At 34.1% G+C, this 17,482-nt stretch carries 14 protein-coding genes; 10 read left to right on the top strand and 4 right to left on the bottom strand.

Annotated elements, in window-relative coordinates; genetic code table 11:
• Positions 1 to 186 precede the first annotated feature (186 nt).
• From trmD to pheT, 5 genes are all read left to right on the top strand, one after another.
• Positions 187 to 861 (top strand): tRNA (guanosine(37)-N1)-methyltransferase TrmD, encoded by a 675-nt coding sequence (trmD, locus tag PHR76_RS09820; RefSeq protein WP_300061724.1) that lies wholly within the window; start codon positions 187 to 189, stop codon positions 859 to 861.
• 225 nt (positions 862 to 1,086) lie between these two features.
• Positions 1,087 to 1,437, top strand: coding sequence for a 50S ribosomal protein L19 (gene rplS / locus PHR76_RS09825; protein WP_300061726.1), 351 nt, complete (start codon positions 1,087 to 1,089; stop codon positions 1,435 to 1,437).
• Between the two features lie 150 nt (positions 1,438 to 1,587).
• Complete coding sequence (gene recG / locus PHR76_RS09830) at positions 1,588 to 3,705, top strand: ATP-dependent DNA helicase RecG (protein WP_300061729.1); 2,118 nt, start codon at positions 1,588 to 1,590, stop codon at positions 3,703 to 3,705.
• A 260-nt stretch (positions 3,706 to 3,965) separates the two neighbouring features.
• Positions 3,966 to 4,499 (top strand): hypothetical protein, encoded by a 534-nt coding sequence (locus tag PHR76_RS09835; RefSeq protein WP_300061732.1) that lies wholly within the window; start codon positions 3,966 to 3,968, stop codon positions 4,497 to 4,499.
• Positions 4,500 to 4,679: 180 nt separating this feature from the next.
• Positions 4,680 to 7,100 carry a phenylalanine--tRNA ligase subunit beta gene (gene pheT / locus PHR76_RS09840; protein ID WP_300061735.1) on the top strand — a complete coding sequence of 807 codons (2,421 nt, stop codon included), beginning with the start codon at positions 4,680 to 4,682 and terminating at the stop codon, positions 7,098 to 7,100.
• Between the two features lie 313 nt (positions 7,101 to 7,413).
• Here pheT and rpsA read toward each other — a convergent pair whose 3' ends face one another.
• Both rpsA and PHR76_RS09850 read right to left on the bottom strand, forming a co-directional pair.
• Positions 7,414 to 9,189 (bottom strand): 30S ribosomal protein S1, encoded by a 1,776-nt coding sequence (gene rpsA / locus PHR76_RS09845; protein ID WP_300061738.1) that lies wholly within the window; start codon positions 9,187 to 9,189, stop codon positions 7,414 to 7,416.
• A 297-nt stretch (positions 9,190 to 9,486) separates the two neighbouring features.
• Positions 9,487 to 10,290 (bottom strand): SDR family oxidoreductase, encoded by an 804-nt coding sequence (locus PHR76_RS09850; RefSeq protein ID WP_300061741.1) that lies wholly within the window; start codon positions 10,288 to 10,290, stop codon positions 9,487 to 9,489.
• 151 nt (positions 10,291 to 10,441) lie between these two features.
• On the opposite strand from PHR76_RS09850, the gene PHR76_RS09855 reads away from it, so the two are divergent.
• Positions 10,442 to 10,849 (top strand): 5-fold beta-flower protein, encoded by a 408-nt coding sequence (locus PHR76_RS09855; protein WP_300061744.1) that lies wholly within the window; start codon positions 10,442 to 10,444, stop codon positions 10,847 to 10,849.
• A gap of 19 nt (positions 10,850 to 10,868) precedes the next feature.
• Here the strand turns inward: PHR76_RS09855 and glmM are convergent, their stop codons facing one another.
• Positions 10,869 to 12,254 carry a phosphoglucosamine mutase gene (gene glmM / locus PHR76_RS09860; protein WP_300061746.1) on the bottom strand — a complete coding sequence of 462 codons (1,386 nt, stop codon included), beginning with the start codon at positions 12,252 to 12,254 and terminating at the stop codon, positions 10,869 to 10,871.
• Positions 12,255 to 12,412: 158 nt separating this feature from the next.
• On the opposite strand from glmM, the gene PHR76_RS09865 reads away from it, so the two are divergent.
• From PHR76_RS09865 to PHR76_RS09880, 4 genes are all read left to right on the top strand, one after another.
• A complete protein-coding gene (locus tag PHR76_RS09865) occupies positions 12,413 to 12,997 on the top strand; it encodes an acyl carrier protein phosphodiesterase (RefSeq protein ID WP_300061749.1) in 585 nt (194 codons plus the stop codon).
• Entirely contained in the window at positions 12,994 to 14,676 is a 1,683-nt protein-coding gene (gene ggt / locus PHR76_RS09870; protein WP_300061752.1) for a gamma-glutamyltransferase, read from the top strand. The genes PHR76_RS09865 and ggt overlap by 4 nt, the downstream gene beginning before the upstream one ends.
• A 33-nt stretch (positions 14,677 to 14,709) precedes the next feature.
• Positions 14,710 to 16,527 (top strand): chloride channel protein, encoded by a 1,818-nt coding sequence (locus PHR76_RS09875; RefSeq protein ID WP_300061755.1) that lies wholly within the window; start codon positions 14,710 to 14,712, stop codon positions 16,525 to 16,527.
• Between the two features lie 128 nt (positions 16,528 to 16,655).
• The gene (locus PHR76_RS09880) at positions 16,656 to 17,357 is read left to right on the top strand and encodes a Fic family protein (RefSeq protein WP_300061760.1); all 702 of its coding nucleotides are present in this window, start codon (positions 16,656 to 16,658) and stop codon (positions 17,355 to 17,357) included.
• 1 nt (position 17,358) lies between these two features.
• On the opposite strand, the gene PHR76_RS13190 is transcribed toward PHR76_RS09880, so the two are convergent.
• The coding region (locus tag PHR76_RS13190) for an IS3 family transposase (protein ID WP_366143590.1) at positions 17,359 to 17,482 on the bottom strand (124 nt) is incomplete at its 5' end.

The raw sequence follows: 17,482 nt of genomic DNA on the forward strand, positions 1-17,482 counted from the left end.
TATTCACTCTTTAAAATAGCCCGAAACTCGATGGCAATCGAAGTATTCCAATTATAAAACAACATGGTTCTTTACAAATGTCGAAGCACTTAGAACGCTTTACAAAACCTTTGTTTTGAAAAAAACTTGTCGTGAAAAGCCGGATTAGCTTCTAAAAAAAAGGTATTTTTGCTAAAAATTAATAGTATGCGAATTGATATTATCACTGTTTTACCTGAACTCTTACGAAGTCCGTTTGAAGCTTCCATTTTAAAACGTGCAATAGACAAAGGGTTGGCCGAAGTTCATGTGCACAACTTACGTGATTATACCACCAATAAGCAAAAAAGTGTGGATGATTATCAGTTTGGTGGTGGTGCTGGCATGGTCATGTCGATTCAACCGATTGACGATTGTATTGCCTTTTTAAAGAGTGAACGGGATTATGATGAAATCATTTATATGTCGCCAGATGGTGAAACGTTGAATCAAAAAATGGCCAATTCGATGTCGCTTTTAAAAAACATCATCATTTTATGTGGTCATTATAAAGGAGTGGACCAACGCGTTCGCGATCATTTTATTACCAAAGAAATCTCGATTGGCGATTATGTTTTATCGGGCGGCGAATTAGGAGCAGCAGTTTTGGCAGATGCGTTAATTCGTTTGATTCCTGGTGTTTTAAGTAATGAAACTTCCGCTTTGACGGATAGTTTTCAAGACAATTTACTTTCTGGTCCGATTTATACACGACCAGCTGAATATAAAGGATGGAAAGTTCCGGCTGTTTTATTGAGTGGGAATTTTGCAGAAATTGACAAATGGCGAGAAAATATGTCGTTTGAACATACTAAAAACAGAAGACCAGATTTGTTAGAATAGTTTTGGTTAGTTTGCAGTTTAAAGTTTACATCCATAGTGTTTAGTTTAGGTAGCAGTTATAAGGAAATCTACTATTTCCATTCTTTTAGAGCGTAAAAGTGGTTGAAAACGAATTAAAAAAGTTGTGTAATTGGATTTTAGTTGTAAATTTGCACCCACATTAGACCAACCTCTGACGAAAATCGTGTATGTTGCTTTGATTACCAACTATTTAACTTAATTGTTATGTCAGATTTAATGAAATTCGTAGAGAGCGAATTTGTTACTAAAAAAGATTTTCCAGAATTTGGAGCTGGAGATACCATCACCGTTTATTATGAAATTAAAGAGGGTGAAAAAACTAGAACACAGTTCTTTAAAGGTGTAGTTATCCAACGAAGAGGTTCAGGAGCTACAGAAACGTTCACTATTCGTAAAATGTCAGGTGCAATTGGAGTGGAAAGAATTTTTCCAGTAAACATGCCTGCTCTTCAAAAAGTGGAAGTAAATCAAAGAGGTAAAGTTCGTAGAGCTAGAATATTCTACTTTAGAGAACTTACTGGTAAGAAAGCAAGAATCAAAGAAAGAAGAAGATAGTCATTTTTCTACTTATAAGTTATCCCGATGTGAAATTCATATCGGGATTTTTTTTTGAATAAAAAGTCAAATCTTCAAAATTGACTTTTAAAATAGCATTCAAAAAACTATCTTCGCTTGACATCTTATTTTGCCAAAATTTGTTTTTAGATGAATGACATTCTTCAAACGCCTATCGAATACCTTAAAGGAGTTGGTCCTTCTCGTGGCGAATTGCTTCGAAAAGAACTCAACATCTACCGCTATGGCGATTTGTTAACTTTTTTTCCGAATCGTTATATTGATCGAACGCGATATTATAAAATCAATGAATTAAGTGCTCATTCATTGGGCAGCAATGCAGAAGTGCAATTGGTTGGCAAAATTAGAACTATCAAAACGGTTGAACAGCAAAAAGGCCGCGGCCGATTAGTTGCCACTTTTGTGGATGAAACAGGAGAAATGGAACTCGTTTGGTTTCAAGGACAAAAATGGATTCGTGAAAGTTTAAAAATCAACACTCCTTATGTGATTTTTGGAAAAGTAAGTTCGTTTTCGGGAATCTTCAATATGGCTCATCCCGAATTGGAATTACTCGAAGAACATCAGGAAAGCTTAAGGTCAGTGTTACAGCCGGTTTATCCGTCGACAGAAAAATTAACGCAAAGAGGTATTTCGAATCGAACACTCAACAAAATGATGCAGCAATTGTTTATGGAAACCCAAGCACGATTTTCAGAATCATTGCCTATTTATCTGTTAGAGGAATTAAAACTAATTCCAAAAAATGCCGCGATGTTCAATATTCATTTCCCAAAAAGTCAAGAATTATTAGCAAAAGCTCAATTTCGATTAAAATTTGAAGAATTGTTCTTTATCCAACTGCAATTAATTACCAAAAATCTGATTAGGAAACACAAAATCAAAGGACATCCCTTTGAAAAAGTAGGTGATTATTTTACCAATTTCTATCAAAATCATTTGCCTTTTGAATTGACCAATGCTCAAAAAAGAGTGTTGAAAGAAATTCGAAATGATTTAGGAAGTAATGCTCAAATGAATCGCTTGTTGCAAGGCGATGTGGGTTCTGGAAAAACCATCGTCGCTTTTATGTCGATGTTAATGGCGTTGGATAACGGTTTTCAAAGTTGTTTGATGGCTCCCACCGAAATTTTAGCAACCCAACATTTTATCGGACTTTCGGAATTGGCGAAAGACATGAACATCAATATTAAATTATTAACGGGTTCGTCTAAAACCGCCGCTCGAAAAATTATACATGATGAATTAGAAAAAGGCGAATTACATATTATAATTGGCACGCACGCTTTGTTAGAAGACAAAGTGAAATTTCAAAATTTAGGTTTGGCCATTATTGATGAGCAACACCGTTTTGGCGTTGAACAACGTTCCAAATTATGGAAGAAAAATGAGATTCCGCCCCATGTTTTAGTGATGACCGCCACTCCTATTCCGAGAACGTTGGCGATGAGTTTATATGGCGACTTAGATATTTCAGTGATTGATGAATTACCACCAGGCAGAAAACCTATTCAAACGGTGCATCGTTTTGATTCAAATCGTTTGAAGGTTTGGAAATTTTTAAAAGATGAAATCGCAAAAGGTCGGCAAATATATATTGTTTATCCACTCATCAACGAAAGTGAAAAAATGGATTATAAAGATTTGATGGATGGTTACGAAAGTATTTCCAGGGATTTTCCATTGCCACACTATAGCGTATCGATTGTTCATGGTCAAATGAAAGCGGCGGATAAAGAAGAAGAAATGCGACGCTTTGCAGCTGGAAAAACCAATATTATGGTCGCCACTACGGTCATTGAAGTGGGTGTTAACGTTCCGAATGCCAGTGTTATGGTGATTGAAAGTGCCGAACGATTTGGATTATCACAATTGCACCAACTTCGAGGTCGTGTAGGCCGTGGTGCCGAACAAAGTTATTGTATTTTAATGACGAGTCATAAATTGAGTAACGATTCAAAAACTCGGATGGAAACCATGTGTCGCACCAACGATGGTTTTGAAATTGCCGAAGTAGATTTAAAACTCCGTGGACCTGGTGATTTAATGGGCACCCAACAAAGCGGCGTATTGAATTTGCAAATTGCCGATTTGGTTCGCGACCGAGATATTTTACAAATTGCCCGACATGAAGCTATTAAACTCCTGAAAAAAGACGCACCAATGTCTTTACCAGAACATCAAGCCATGCGAGCTGTTTTTATAGAGATGAGCAAGAAGAAGAATATTTGGAATTATATTAGTTAGCTTGAAGTCGGCGGTGAAAGGTGGAAAGGAATTTCAACTTTTTGATGGATTACGGTTTTAATAGATTTTCTCATATTTTTAATTTATGTTTTTACAGAATTATAATTTTCCATCCTAAAAGGTTCATTACCGATTATTTATGTTTTTTATCGATTTAATTTTTTTTGTGACAATGTTGCATTTAGTTTAGCCTCATCAAATCAAGTTTGCCCAATTTGAATTTGAGCTAGATCCCAAGTCTAACTAAAACATAACCGAACATGAAAAAAATTACACTTGTAATTTTCATTGCCTTTTTGGCTATAAACTGTAGTAATGATGATGTAATCGTCGTTTCAAATCCCACTATTAACAAAACTACTTTAGTTGAAAAGCTAAATGAAATGAATTATGATTTATGGAATAAAGATTCCAAAATTATTGGTGATTTAAAAGTTTATGATGACCATGAAAATGTCTATATTTCTTGTCAAACCAATGTAAAATTTCAAATTGTGGAAACCGCATTCTATTTAGGAACTTATGAGAAACTTCCACTAAATCAAGATTTTTTAGATAAATCAGCTTTTACACATTCTGAAGAATTAAACTCAATCGAAACTAGCGAATCACCTGCTATTTTTTATAAAGTAAAAAAGAGTCGTCTTCAAACGGATGAAAACGGCTGTCTATTCATTTCGACCTATTTTACAGTAAAAAACTTAGAATCCAATAAGTTAGAAAGAGCATTATGTGTTTCAAATCATTTACCAAAAGAAACGAAGTCAACCTATTTTCTATACTGCATTCATTAATTTTCTTTTATTTAGATTGCAGATAAGCTATAATCATGAATCCTAAAATGATTTTTGAATATTAGTTAATAAATTCAGCTATTGTTAATAATAATTCTAAATTCACCTTATTTTCCTTCCTATTTTTGTTAGGCTTAAAAAGACAATTATTATCTTTGCAGACTAATAAAATCAACCAAAATGCGTATTTCCTATAACTGGCTCAAACAATTCATCAAATTAGATTCCTCTGCAGAAGAAACAGCTGCTGTACTAACCGACTTAGGACTGGAAGTGGAAGGAATTGACACTTTTGAATCCATCAAAGGTGGACTTAAAGGAATTGTAGTTGGCGAAGTTAAAACCTGCGTACAACATCCAGATGCGGATCGTTTAAGAATTACAACCGTTGATTTAGGCGATGATAAACCCGTACAAATTGTTTGCGGAGCTCCGAATGTTGCCGTAGGTCAAAAAGTTCCAGTCGCTACAATTGGCACTATTTTAATCGATAAAGAAGGGAAAGAATTTCAAATCAAAAAAGGAAAAATTCGAGGACAAGAAAGTCACGGAATGATTTGTGCTGAAGACGAATTAGGTTTAGGCGAAAATCATGACGGCATAATGATTTTAGATTCGGATATAGCCACGGGCACACTTTTTTCTAAAGTGATGCAAATTGAAACGGATCAAATTTTTGAAATTGGTTTAACACCTAATCGTGCAGATGCCATGTCACATTGGGGTGTCGCCAGAGATTTACGAGCTGGATTGGTACAAAAAAATATTCATCCCGAGCTGATAACGCCTTCGGTATCGAGTTTTCGAGTAGATAAAAGAACGCTTAAAATAGATGTTGAAGTAAAAGACAACAAATTAGCTCCACGTTATTGTGGAGTAACGATTTCTGGAATTGATGTTAAGCCTTCTCCAGCTTGGTTACAAAATAGATTAAAAGCTATTGGACTCAGTCCAAAAAACAATATTATTGACGTAACCAACTATGTATTACACGAATTAGGTCAGCCTCTTCATGCCTTTGATGCGTCAAAAATACACGGAAAAATCATAGTCAAAACAGTAGCCAGTGGCACAAAATTTAAAACCCTAGATGATGTAGAACGCATTTTACATGAAGAAGATTTAATGATTTGCGATGAAAAAGGACCGTTGTGTATCGCTGGTGTTTATGGCGGAAAAGATTCTGGAGTTTCAGAAAATACGGGTTCTATTTTCTTAGAGAGTGCTTATTTTAATGCTGTTTCTGTTCGTAAAACGGCAAAAAGACACGGATTGAATACAGATTCTTCATTCCGATTTGAAAGAGGAATCGATCCAACCATTACAGAATATGCTTTAAAAAGAGCGGCAAATTTAATTAAAGAAATTGCTGGTGGCGAAATTACTTCTGATATTATCGATGTGTATCAAAAGAAAATAGAAGATTTTCAAGTTCTTTTAAATTTCAATAAAGTAAATAAAATAATTGGTCAGGAAATATCGAAAGAAACAATCAAGAAGATTTTAGTTTCGTTAGATATTAAAGTAAATAGTGTTTCAGATGCGGGATTAGGTTTGACCATTCCGGCTTATCGTGTGGATGTGCAACGTGAGGTGGATGTGATTGAAGAAATTTTACGTGTTTATGGTTATAATAACATTGAATTTAGTAAAAAACTCAATGCATCAGTTGCCAATTCTGGAAGAACAGAAGATTATAAAGTACAAAATATCATCGCAAATCAACTGAATTCTTTAGGTTTTCATGAGATGATGGCAAATTCATTGACCACTCCAGATTATGTGCAACTGTCAGAAAGTTTAAAAGAAGAGCATAATGTAATGATGCTTAATCCGTTAAGTCATGATTTATCTGCCATGCGACAAACCATGTTATTTTCTGGATTAGAAGCGGTTTCTTATAATATTAACCGAAAAAATGGGGATTTAAAATTGTTTGAGTTTGGAAAAAGTTACCATAAATTGCTTTCTGGACATGAAGAAAATAAACACTTAACCCTATTCTTAACTGGAAATAGACAGAAAGAAGGTTGGAATTCAACACAAAAAACAAGTGATTTCTTTTTATTTAAAGGATATGTGGACAGTGTTTTTTCTAGACTAACTTTGCCAAAAACACAATCTGTTCCGGTGGCTTCCGATTTGTTTGGTGAAGGAGTTGCTCTAGCAGTTGGTCAAGATATTTTAGTAGAATTAGGCACTGTGAAAAAATCAATTTTAAAACATTTTGATATTAAACAGGAAGTGTTTTATGCCGATTTTAATTGGGAATTGATTTTAAAATTACTTTCAAATAAAATTAAATACCAAGAAATCCCTAAATACCCAGAAGTTCGTCGTGATTTTGCGTTGTTATTATCGAACGAAGTTACGTTTGAATCGTTGTATACTACAGCTCGTCAAACCGAAAAATCGTTGTTGAAAGAAATCAATTTATTTGATGTTTATCAAGGAGATAAATTACCGGAAGGTAAAAAATCGTATGCGTTAAGTTTCATCATCCAAGATAATTCGAAAACCTTAACCGATGAACAAATTGACAAAATTATGAATAAATTGAAGTTGAATTTTGAAAAAGAATTCGATGCTGTTTTAAGATAAATTATTCCAATACAAAAGAATTGAAGAAAACTGGCTTATGGTCAGTTTTTTTTTGTTTTAGTAAACACCCAAAACTAAGTAGTTCAAAAAGTGCTTCATCCTATATAATCAGCAAACAGTGAGCTTAAAATTAAGCAAGAACAATGTGGGGATTTATGCTATAAACAAATTTCAATGCTGGAATTTTAACGCTTTAAATAGTAACCTTGCTATAAAACTTCTGAAGGTATTTTTAAATTAAAGATCGTATTAGGAAATAAAAAAAGTCCTCTTTTTACAGAGGACTCTTTAATTTATTCAAGGGTGTGAACTATTATTTCTCTCCTTTTTCCATCTTAGCTTTTAAGTCGGCTAAAATTTGATTGTTTTCACCTAAGGTTTGAGCAGGAGCATTAGAGTTGTTATTAGCAGCAACAGATTCTGTAGCAGCTTTTACATTTTTCTCTTCTTCTTCTCTAAAAATGGCAGTATGAGAAGCGACTACACGTTTGAATTCTTTATTGAATTCAATCACTTTGAAGTCAGCTACATCACCTTTTTTCAATTTTTTACCATCTTCTTTCTCTAAATGACGAGCTGGTACAAATGCAACTACCTCATCACCAAAATCAACTGTAGCACCTTTGTCTACAATTTCAGCAATGGTTCCGTTGTGAATTGTTCCTACAGCAAAAGCATCTTCATGTTTATCCCATGGATTAGCTGTTGTTTGTTTATGACCTAAAGATAATTTACGACCATCAACATCTAATTCTAATACAACCACATCAAGAGTTTCACCAACATTTACAAATTCAGATGGGTGTTTAATTTTCTTAGTCCAAGAAAGGTCAGAAATATAGATTAACCCATCAATTCCTTCTTCTAATTCTACGAAAATACCAAAGTTTGTAAAGTTTCTAACGATTCCAGAATGTTTAGAACCTACTGGATATTTAGAAGTGATATCAGTCCAAGGATCTTGCGACATTTGTTTGATACCTAAAGACATTTTTCTTTCGTCTCTATCTAAGGTTAAAACAACTGCGTCAACCTCGTCTCCAATTTTCATAAAATCTTGAGCTGAACGTAAATGTGTAGACCAAGACATTTCAGAAACGTGGATTAAACCTTCAACACCTTCAGCCACTTCAATAAATGCACCGTAGTCAGCAATAACCACTACTTTACCTTTTACTTTATCGCCTACTTTTAAGTTAGCATCTAAAGCATCCCATGGATGAGCGTTTAATTGTTTTAAACCTAATTGGATTCTTGTTTTCTCATCATCAAAATCAAGAATTACTACGTTTAATTTTTGGTCTAATTCAAGAACTTCGCTTGGGTGATTGATTCTTGACCAAGAAAGGTCAGTAATATGGATTAATCCATCTACACCACCTAAGTCAATAAACACACCATAAGAAGTAATGTTTTTAACAACACCTTCTAATACTTGTCCTTTTTCTAATTGACCAATAATTTCTTTTTTCTGTACTTCAATATCTGCTTCGATAAGAGCTTTGTGAGAAACAACCACGTTTTTAAATTCGTGATTAATTTTTACCACTTTAAACTCCATCATTTTATTCACATATTGGTCGTAATCGCGGATTGGTTTCACATCAATTTGAGAACCTGGTAAAAACGCTTCGATTCCGAAAACGTCTACAATCATACCCCCTTTAGTTCTACATTTAACAAAACCGTTTACGATTTCACCTGTTTCATTAGCAGCAATAACACGATCCCAAGCTTTGATTGTTCTCGCTTTTCTGTGCGATAAAACCAATTGACCTGTTTTGTCCTCACGAACATCGATTAAAACTTCTACTTTGTCACCCACTTTTAATCCTGGGTTGTAACGGAATTCGTTTAAAGAGATAACTCCTTCAGATTTCGCGTTAATGTCAACAATAGCATCACGATCAGTAACACGAACTACAGTTCCCATCACTACTTCGTCACTATCTGTTGAGATGAAGGTTTTAGCAACTAACTCTTCAAATTCTCTTAGGTTTTTTTCATCTACTACATCAATTCCTTCTTGGAAATTATGCCAGTTAAAGTTTGCTAAAAACGCTTCTTGTTCTTTTAAAATTTCAGACATGCTGATTAAAAATTTGTATTCTGTGCTCTCCAGAGTTTCATGACACGAAAGAAAACAACAGAAGTTGTTTAGATAAATAGTTTATACCCAGTGGAAACTCTTACTCGCCAAAAGGTGTGCAAAATTACAAAGTTTATTTTGATTTACAAAACTATTTTTGAGGGAATTAAGTTCTTTTTTGAATGCCTAAAAGTAGGTTACGCATTACTGGATATAACAACGCCTAAATGAGTCTGATTTAGACACTCTCCGTTAGATATAAAATTAGCTGTCAATCACTTACAAAAGTTAAAAAAATTATAATTTTCTTCCTTCAAAATGATCCATTGTATGATAAATTTTAAAAACGCGTCCAACAAACCAATCAAAAAACCAAATCGGTAAAACTCCTTGAAAAAACCGAACAAATCCGACGCTCCAAGGCATACTTACATACACTTTTTGCTTTTCAATTCCGCGAATAATTTGTTGAGCTGCTTTTTCAGGCTTCAATAATGGAATAATGGATTGAACGCCGTCAAACATTCCTGTATCAATATAATAAGGAGTGACTGTTGTTACCCCAATTTGCTTTTTGAGTTGTTTCATTTCTAATCGCAAACTATCAGACCATCCAATTAAAGCCCATTTACTAGCTGCATAAACCGCCATTTTCGGATTTGAAATTAATCCTGCGGAAGAGGCAATATTACAAATGTTTCCTTTATTTTCATTCAACATTGTAGGAAGAAAAGCGGCGGTTATGTACATCGGAGCCATCGTATTAATAGCCATCGTTCTTTTTACATCGTCTTCAGAATGTTCATGAAAAAATTTTCCAATAATTATCCCGGCATTATTAATAACAACATCTACAAAACCTTCAGCTAGTAGAACTTGTTGAGCTGTTTCATTTACTTTTAGCGTATCGGATACATCAACTAAATAGGCAGAAACTTTTCCTAAAGGAGAAAGAACCTGTAACGTTTCATCAATATGCTGCTGATTTATGTCCCAAATAATAAGGTTTGCTCCTTTTTTTAGGACGATTTCGCCCATCAATTTTCCGATTCCAGAGGCACCTCCTGTGATGACCACATTTTTATGATGAAAATTAAACATTTTACCTATTTTAAATGAACTCCAAATGTAAAGATACTTTACAATTCAATCGAATAAATTCTATCAATTTTTTGATTTTAAATCTAAAACAAAATTTTAGCCGTAACTCTATTTATAATTGTAACTTTGATTAATTCAACCCAATTGAAAGATGAAAAAAGGAATTATTTTACTGTTTAGTATGCTTTTTAGCATTTCATACGCTCAAAAAATTCAGAATAGTAATTATGGAACGACAGGCTATGTTAAAAGCGACGGAACCATTCAAAATCAAAATTATGCTACTATTGGATATATCAAAAGTAATGGGACAATTCAAAATCGAAATTATGCCACAATTGGTTATATAAAACAGAATGGAACCATACAAAATCAAAATTATGCAACCGTTGGTTATGTAAAAGAAAATGGCACTGTTCAAGATAACAATTATGCAACTTTAGGATTTATAAAAGAAAACGGTACCGTTCAAAACCAAAATTATGCTACGCTCGGATATGCAAAAGGCGTCCCAAAAGAATGGGCCGCCGTTTTGTTTTTCTTTTTTGAGATGGAGTAAATCCGTAAAAAAATTAGTTTCAATTAACTACTTCTTTAATCTCTTGTATAATTCTTAAAGCCAAAGTATCAGCTTCCGTTTGTGTTGCTGCTTCTGTATAAATACGAATAATCGGTTCTGTATTTGATTTTCGCAAATGTACCCAAGTTGATTCAAAATCAATTTTTACACCATCAATCGTAGAAATCCCTTCGTCCTTATATTTTTCTGTCATCGCAACTAAAATAGCGTCAACATCAATTTCTGGCGTGAGTTCAATTTTATTTTTACTCATAAAATACTGCGGTAACGAAGCTTTCAATTCGGCTACAGTCATCTCTAATCCAGCTAAATATGTTAAAAACAAAGCAACACCCACCAAACTATCACGACCATAATGCGATTCTGGATAAATAATTCCGCCATTTCCTTCTCCTCCAATAATGGCATTTGTGGCTTTCATTAATTCAACCACATTCACTTCGCCCACAGCACTTGCTTGATAACTCCCGCCGTGTTTATGTGTGATATCACGCAAAGCACGGGAAGAAGACATATTAGAAACTGTATTTCCTGGTGTTTTACTCAATACATAGTCGGCAATAGCCACCAACGTGTATTCTTCGCCAAACATTTCGCCATCATTTGAAATAAAAGCCAAACGATCTACATCGGGGTCGACTACAATTCCGAAATCGGCTTTTTGTTTCAGAACCAATGCACAAATATCACCCAAATGCTCTTTTAGAGGTTCCGGATTATGTGGAAAATGTCCGTTAGGCTCACAATATAATTTAACGACTTCAACGCCCATTTGCTCTAATAAATTCGGAATTACGATACCGCCAGATGAGTTCACCCCATCGACTACTACTTTAAATTTACGTTTAGCTACGGCATCAACATCTACTAAAGCCAAATTGAGAACCTCATCAATATGAATATCCATGTAGGCATCGTTGATTGTAATTTCTCCCAAATCGTCTACTTCTGAGAATTCAAAAGCTTCGGCTTCGGCTATTGCTAAAATTTTAGCTCCTTCTTCTCCATTTAAAAATTCACCTTTGTTGTTTAACAATTTTAACGCATTCCATTGTTTTGGATTGTGAGAAGCAGTTAAAATAATTCCGCCATCCGCATTTTCTAACGGTACGGCTATTTCTACTGTTGGTGTTGTAGACAAGCCTAAATCAATCACATCAATCCCTAATCCAATAAGTGTATTGACCACTAAATTATGAATCATAGGACCCGAAATGCGAGCATCTCTTCCAACAACAACTTTTAGTTTATCTTTTGAATGAGCCTTTTTAAGCCACGTTCCATAGGCCGAAGCGAATTTTACGGCATCAACAGGCGTTAAATTATCTCCTACTTTTCCTCCAATAGTTCCTCGAATTCCAGATATTGATTTGATAAGCGTCATTAAAATAGGTTTTTAAATTAGGATACAAATATAAAAAGGAACTAGTAAAATCGGGTAGTCTTTTATCGAGTTTTTAATGTTATTTGTAGATTCTTAAGTTATTAACTTCAAAAATAGATTAAGTTTTCTATTTTTACTGATATCAATAAATCAATTATATGAATTTTCTAGCCCATATTTATCTTTCTGGTGAGAATGAATTAATTCAAATTGGGAATTTTATGGCGGATAGCATTCGAGGAAAATCTTATACTTTATATTCACCTCCACTTATTAAAGGAATTTTATTACATCGTGAAATTGATACGTTTACCGACGCTCATCCAATTTTCAGAAAGAGCAAACACCGTTTACACGAAAAATACGGTCATTATTCTGGAGTCATTATGGATATTTTTTATGATCATTTTTTAGCCAAAAACTGGGCTAATTATTCCTCTATTTCATTAGAACAAACAGCAGAAGCATTTTATGATAATTTGCAACGGCATTATGATTTATTAACAGAACCCGTTAAAAAGATGATGCCCTATTTGATTTCTCAAAATTGGCTCATAAGTTACTCAACACTTGAAGGTTTGAGTTTAATTTTATACCAAATGGATCATCGCACCAAAAAAAGAGTGGCCATGCACGAGTCGATAGTCGAATTAAATCAATTTTATGCCGAATTTGAATCGGAATTCACCGCCTTTTTTGAAGAAATAAAAATTCATTGTCAAGAAAAATTAGCCACCTTATGAAAAAAACGATTCTTTTTGCTTTCCTTCTCGTATCGGTTAACTTCCTATTCTCCCAAATTAAACCCACAGGTTTAGTTACTTCTAAAGGAATGGTGGTTTCTGCCCGAGAAGAAGCCTCACGATTAGGTTCAGAAATCATGCAAAAAGGCGGAAATGCTTTTGACGCGATGATCGTAACCGAATTAGCCTTAGCAGTTGCTTATCCGTATGCCGGAAATATTGGCGGTGGTGGTTTTATGGTATATCGAAAATCAAATGGCGAAGTAGGTAGCTTAGATTACCGTGAAAAAGCTCCAATGGCGGCTTCTAAAGATATGTTTTTAGATCAAGACGGGAATGTTATTCAGGGTTTAAGTACAGAATCCGGTTTGGCGGTAGGTGTTCCGGGAACCATTGCTGGAATGTTTGCCGTTCACGAAAAATTTGGTTCACTCCCGATGGAAGAACTTTTAAAACCCATCATTGCACTTGCCAAAAAAGGGGTGATTGTAACCGCCAAACAAGAGGAGCGACTTCAAAAATACAGAGCCTCAATCATAAAAGCCAATGGTGACAAAACCTTATTGGCTCAAGCTTTTAAGCAAAATGATACCATTAAATATAAAGCTCTCGCCAAAACCTTTGAACGTATTTTAAAAAATGGTAAAAGTGAGTTTTACGAAGGAGAAACAGCCAAAAAATTAGTCGATTACCTGCAATCAAAAGGTGGAAATATGACGCTAGAAGATTTAGCAAATTATGAAGCCAAATGGAGAAATCCCATCGTCTATACTTATAAGGATTACAAAGTGATTTCAATGGCTCCTCCTAGTAGTGGTGGAATTACATTAGGGCAGATTTTAAAAATGATAGAGCCTTACAATCTTGAAAAAATGGGCTATCATTCTGCAGCATACATTCAGGTTTTAGTAGAAGCAGAACGGCGGGCTTATGCCGATCGAAATCATTTTTTAGGCGATCCTGATTTCATAAAAATTCCAACTAAAGAATTATTAGATGCTACATATTTAAAAAATCGGATGAAGAGTTTTTCATTTAATCAAGCTACGGTCTCTTCTGAAATTGCTCATGGCACCATTTCGTTTAATGAAAGTTCAGAAACAACTCATTATTCTATCGTTGATTCATTTGGAAACGCTGTTTCGGCTACAACGACAATCAATGATGCTTTTGGTTCTAAATTTTATTGTGATGAATTAGGCTTTTTTCTAAACAATGAAATGGATGATTTTTCTGCCAAACCTGGTGTTCCCAATATGTTTGGATTAGTTGGAACAGAAGCCAATAGTATAGCTCCACAAAAAAGAATGTTAAGCTCAATGACACCAACCATTATTGAAAAAAACAATACTTTGTTTATGGTTTTAGGTTCGCCAGGTGGTTCAACCATTATCACTTCGGTTTTACAAACCTTTTTAAATGTGGCTATTTTTCAAATGAGTATGCAAGAAGCGGTTAACGCTCCTCGTTTTCATCATCAATGGCTTCCAGATGAGGTAATTTTTGAACCAATTGGCTTTTCACCTGAAGTTTTAACACGCTTAAAAAAGAAAAAATACCTTATTAATGAAAAAGAAACCCCAATTATAGGCAAAGTAGACGCTATTTTGTATTTGCCTTCTGGAAAATTGGAAGGTGGGGCAGATAAAAGAGGCGATGACAAAGCTGTTGGTTTTTAAATTAGTTTTATATTTGCGATTCAACCCTCTTTCATGCCCAATCCAAAAAAAATCAATTTTAAATTATTCTTCCGAAAAAATTTCAGAAGATTAGAGGGATTTATTTTTTATTTAAAAGCCTATCTTTCACCTAGACAATTTATTTATTTATCTTGTTTTTTAGTCGGAATTTCTTCCGCATTAGCGGTTATCATCTTAAAAACTTTTGCACATTGGGTTTATGTTTTTGCTCAATATATTGATACTATTTTACATTTACCCTATAGCAATAGCACCTTACCCATCATTGGAATTGTATTAACCGCATGGGTTGTTAAAAAAATGTTTGATGGTAGCTTAGAAAAAGGAACTTCGCAAATTATGTATGCCGTTGCAAAAAAGTCGGGAATAATTCCGAAAAAGCAAATGTATGCTCAAATTATTACGAGTAGTTTAACTGTGGGGATGGGCGGATCCGCTGGATTAGAATCACCAATTACCATTACAGGAGCAGCTTTTGGAAGTAATTTTGCACAAAATTACCGTTTAAGCTACAAAGACAGAACCTTACTTTTGGCTTGCGGTGTAGCAGCGGGGATTTCAGCTGCATTTAATGCACCTATTGCAGGTGTTCTCTTTGCAATTGAAGTTGTTTTAGTTGACGTAAGCATCACGGCATTCATCCCGATTATGATTTCATCGGCTACTGGTGCTTTGGTCTCTACTATAGTGTTAGACGAAGATATTTTAATCACATTTAGCAAACAACTGGGATTTGATTATTACAATCTCCCGTTTTATATCATTTTAGGAATTGCATCTGGTTTTGTTTCAGTTAATTATGCAAGAACCTTTCGAAAAATCGAACATTACTTTAGCCGACTGAGAATTGGTCCTATTCGGAAAGCCTTTTTTGGTGCTAGTATTTTAGCCGTTTTAATTTTCTTTTTTCCGAGTTTATTTGGTGAAGGTTATAATAGTATTAAAATTCTTGCGACTTCAAATCCGCAACAGCTTTTAGATAATACTGTTCTTCAGGACTTTAAAGACAATGCTTGGGTTTTATTACTTTTTGTAGGTGCAACGCTATTCATCAAAGTCTACGCCACAAGTATTACACTTGGTAGCGGTGGAAATGGTGGAAACTTTGCTCCCTCTCTTTTTGTAGGTTCCTATTTAGGATTTGTCATTGCCACTTTTTTTAACATGTTAGGATTTGTAAAACTTCCAGTTAGCAATTTCACAATGGTAGGAATGGCAGGTATTTTAAGTGGTTTATTTCATGCTCCGTTAACGGCAATCTTTTTAATTGCTGAAATCACAAGCGGCTACAGTTTAATGGTTCCTTTAATGGTAGTTTCTTCTATTAGTTTTGCTATTTCAAAACGTTATGAACCTTATTCCTTTGATATTAAAAATTTAGCTGATAAAGGTGATGTTTTCACGAATGATCGAGATAAAAACATCTTGTCTGCCATCACTGTTTCTCGATTAATTCAAACGCAAATTCAAACGATAAAACTAGCACCTACTTTGGAGGAATTAGTAGAAAAAATTGCTGGACACAATCAAGTTCTTTTCCCTGTTATCAATGATAAGAATGAACTGCTTGGAATCATCAATTTTGAAGAGATTAAACCCTTTTTATTCAATCAATTTAAAATAAAATATACGGCTGTAAAAGATATTATGAGTCCACCAAAAGAAATGATAAATTATGACGAAACTGCGGAAACCATCATGGAAAAGTTTGAACGTTCTCAGGCTGATTTTCTACCCGTTGTTGAAAATAAAGTGGTTATTGGTCTCATTTCTAAAAATGCGTTATTAGAGGCTTATCGAGAAAAACTCAAAACAATAATTATTGAATAATCTTTTGCATTTTCTACAACTTATTTTATCAGCAAAAAATAACCTAATTATAAACAGTGCTAAAATTAGTGTTAATATCGGTTAGTTGTTTTTTTTTATCAAAACGATAGTAGTATCTTTGTGGAGTGATGTGGAATATTGATACATCATATCGTCCTGAATTTCAATCGACATTTGATCGGTTATATGAAAAATTGGCTGTTTTAAAACAAAGCAGACCATTGCCTGCAATCGCCTTGCGAAAAATTAAAGAATCACTTACTATAGAATGGACCTATAACTCAAATAGTATTGAAGGAAACACCCTTACGCTTAGAGAAACAAAGCTAATTCTACAAGAAGGCATAACTATTAAAGGAAAATCACTTCGGGAACATTTTGAAGCAAAAAATCACGAAAAGGCTATTGACTATCTTTACACCTTAGTTAATGAAACCTATTCTTTAAGAAGTATTGATATACTTTCTTTACATGAATTAGTGTTGCGAATGATTGAAGATGATTTTGCCGGAAGAATTCGAAATGGTGGTGTTCGAATTTCTGGAGCAAATTTTATCCCTCCGAATGCTTCTAAAGTTTCACAATTAGTTGATGAATTAATTGATTTTGTCAATCGTAATCCATTAAATTTAAATGCTATTGAGCTTGCTACTGTTTTTCATCACAAACTCGTTTGGATTCATCCTTTTTTTGATGGAAATGGAAGAACTGTCCGTTTAGTCATGAATTTACTACTCATGCGAAAAGGCTTTCCTCCTGCTATCATTTTAAAAAATGATCGAAAAAAATATGATGAAGCATTGGATATGCAAATAAAAATTACAGTGTAAGTTAAGCGACATTTTTGTAAATGTTGTTTTGATTATTAAATTCTTCTATTGTTTTGTAATTCAATGCACTGTGGCGTCTTTTTTTGTTGTACCAGATTTCTATGTATTCAAAGATTTCTAGTTCC

The organism is Flavobacterium sp., from assembly GCF_028689845.1.
GTDB lineage: Bacteria > Bacteroidota > Bacteroidia > Flavobacteriales > Flavobacteriaceae > Flavobacterium.

Bases quoted from the DNA above. Each gene is read 5' to 3' on its own strand.
- PHR76_RS09855 (WP_300061744.1), top strand. From the start codon at position 10,442: ATGAAAAAAGGAATTATTTTACTGTTTAGTATGCTTTTTAGCATTTCA.
- rplS (WP_300061726.1), top strand. From the start codon at position 1,087: ATGTCAGATTTAATGAAATTCGTAGAGAGCGAATTTGTTACTAAAAAA.
- pheT (WP_300061735.1), top strand. From the start codon at position 4,680: ATGCGTATTTCCTATAACTGGCTCAAACAATTCATCAAATTAGATTCC.
- ggt (WP_300061752.1), top strand. From the start codon at position 12,994: ATGAAAAAAACGATTCTTTTTGCTTTCCTTCTCGTATCGGTTAACTTC.
- PHR76_RS09875 (WP_300061755.1), top strand. From the start codon at position 14,710: ATGCCCAATCCAAAAAAAATCAATTTTAAATTATTCTTCCGAAAAAAT.
- PHR76_RS09880 (WP_300061760.1), top strand. From the start codon at position 16,656: ATGTGGAATATTGATACATCATATCGTCCTGAATTTCAATCGACATTT.
- glmM (WP_300061746.1), bottom strand. From the start codon at position 12,254: ATGACGCTTATCAAATCAATATCTGGAATTCGAGGAACTATTGGAGGA.
- PHR76_RS09850 (WP_300061741.1), bottom strand. From the start codon at position 10,290: ATGTTTAATTTTCATCATAAAAATGTGGTCATCACAGGAGGTGCCTCT.
- trmD (WP_300061724.1), top strand. From the start codon at position 187: ATGCGAATTGATATTATCACTGTTTTACCTGAACTCTTACGAAGTCCG.
- rpsA (WP_300061738.1), bottom strand. From the start codon at position 9,189: ATGTCTGAAATTTTAAAAGAACAAGAAGCGTTTTTAGCAAACTTTAAC.
- PHR76_RS09865 (WP_300061749.1), top strand. From the start codon at position 12,413: ATGAATTTTCTAGCCCATATTTATCTTTCTGGTGAGAATGAATTAATT.
- recG (WP_300061729.1), top strand. From the start codon at position 1,588: ATGAATGACATTCTTCAAACGCCTATCGAATACCTTAAAGGAGTTGGT.
- PHR76_RS09835 (WP_300061732.1), top strand. From the start codon at position 3,966: ATGAAAAAAATTACACTTGTAATTTTCATTGCCTTTTTGGCTATAAAC.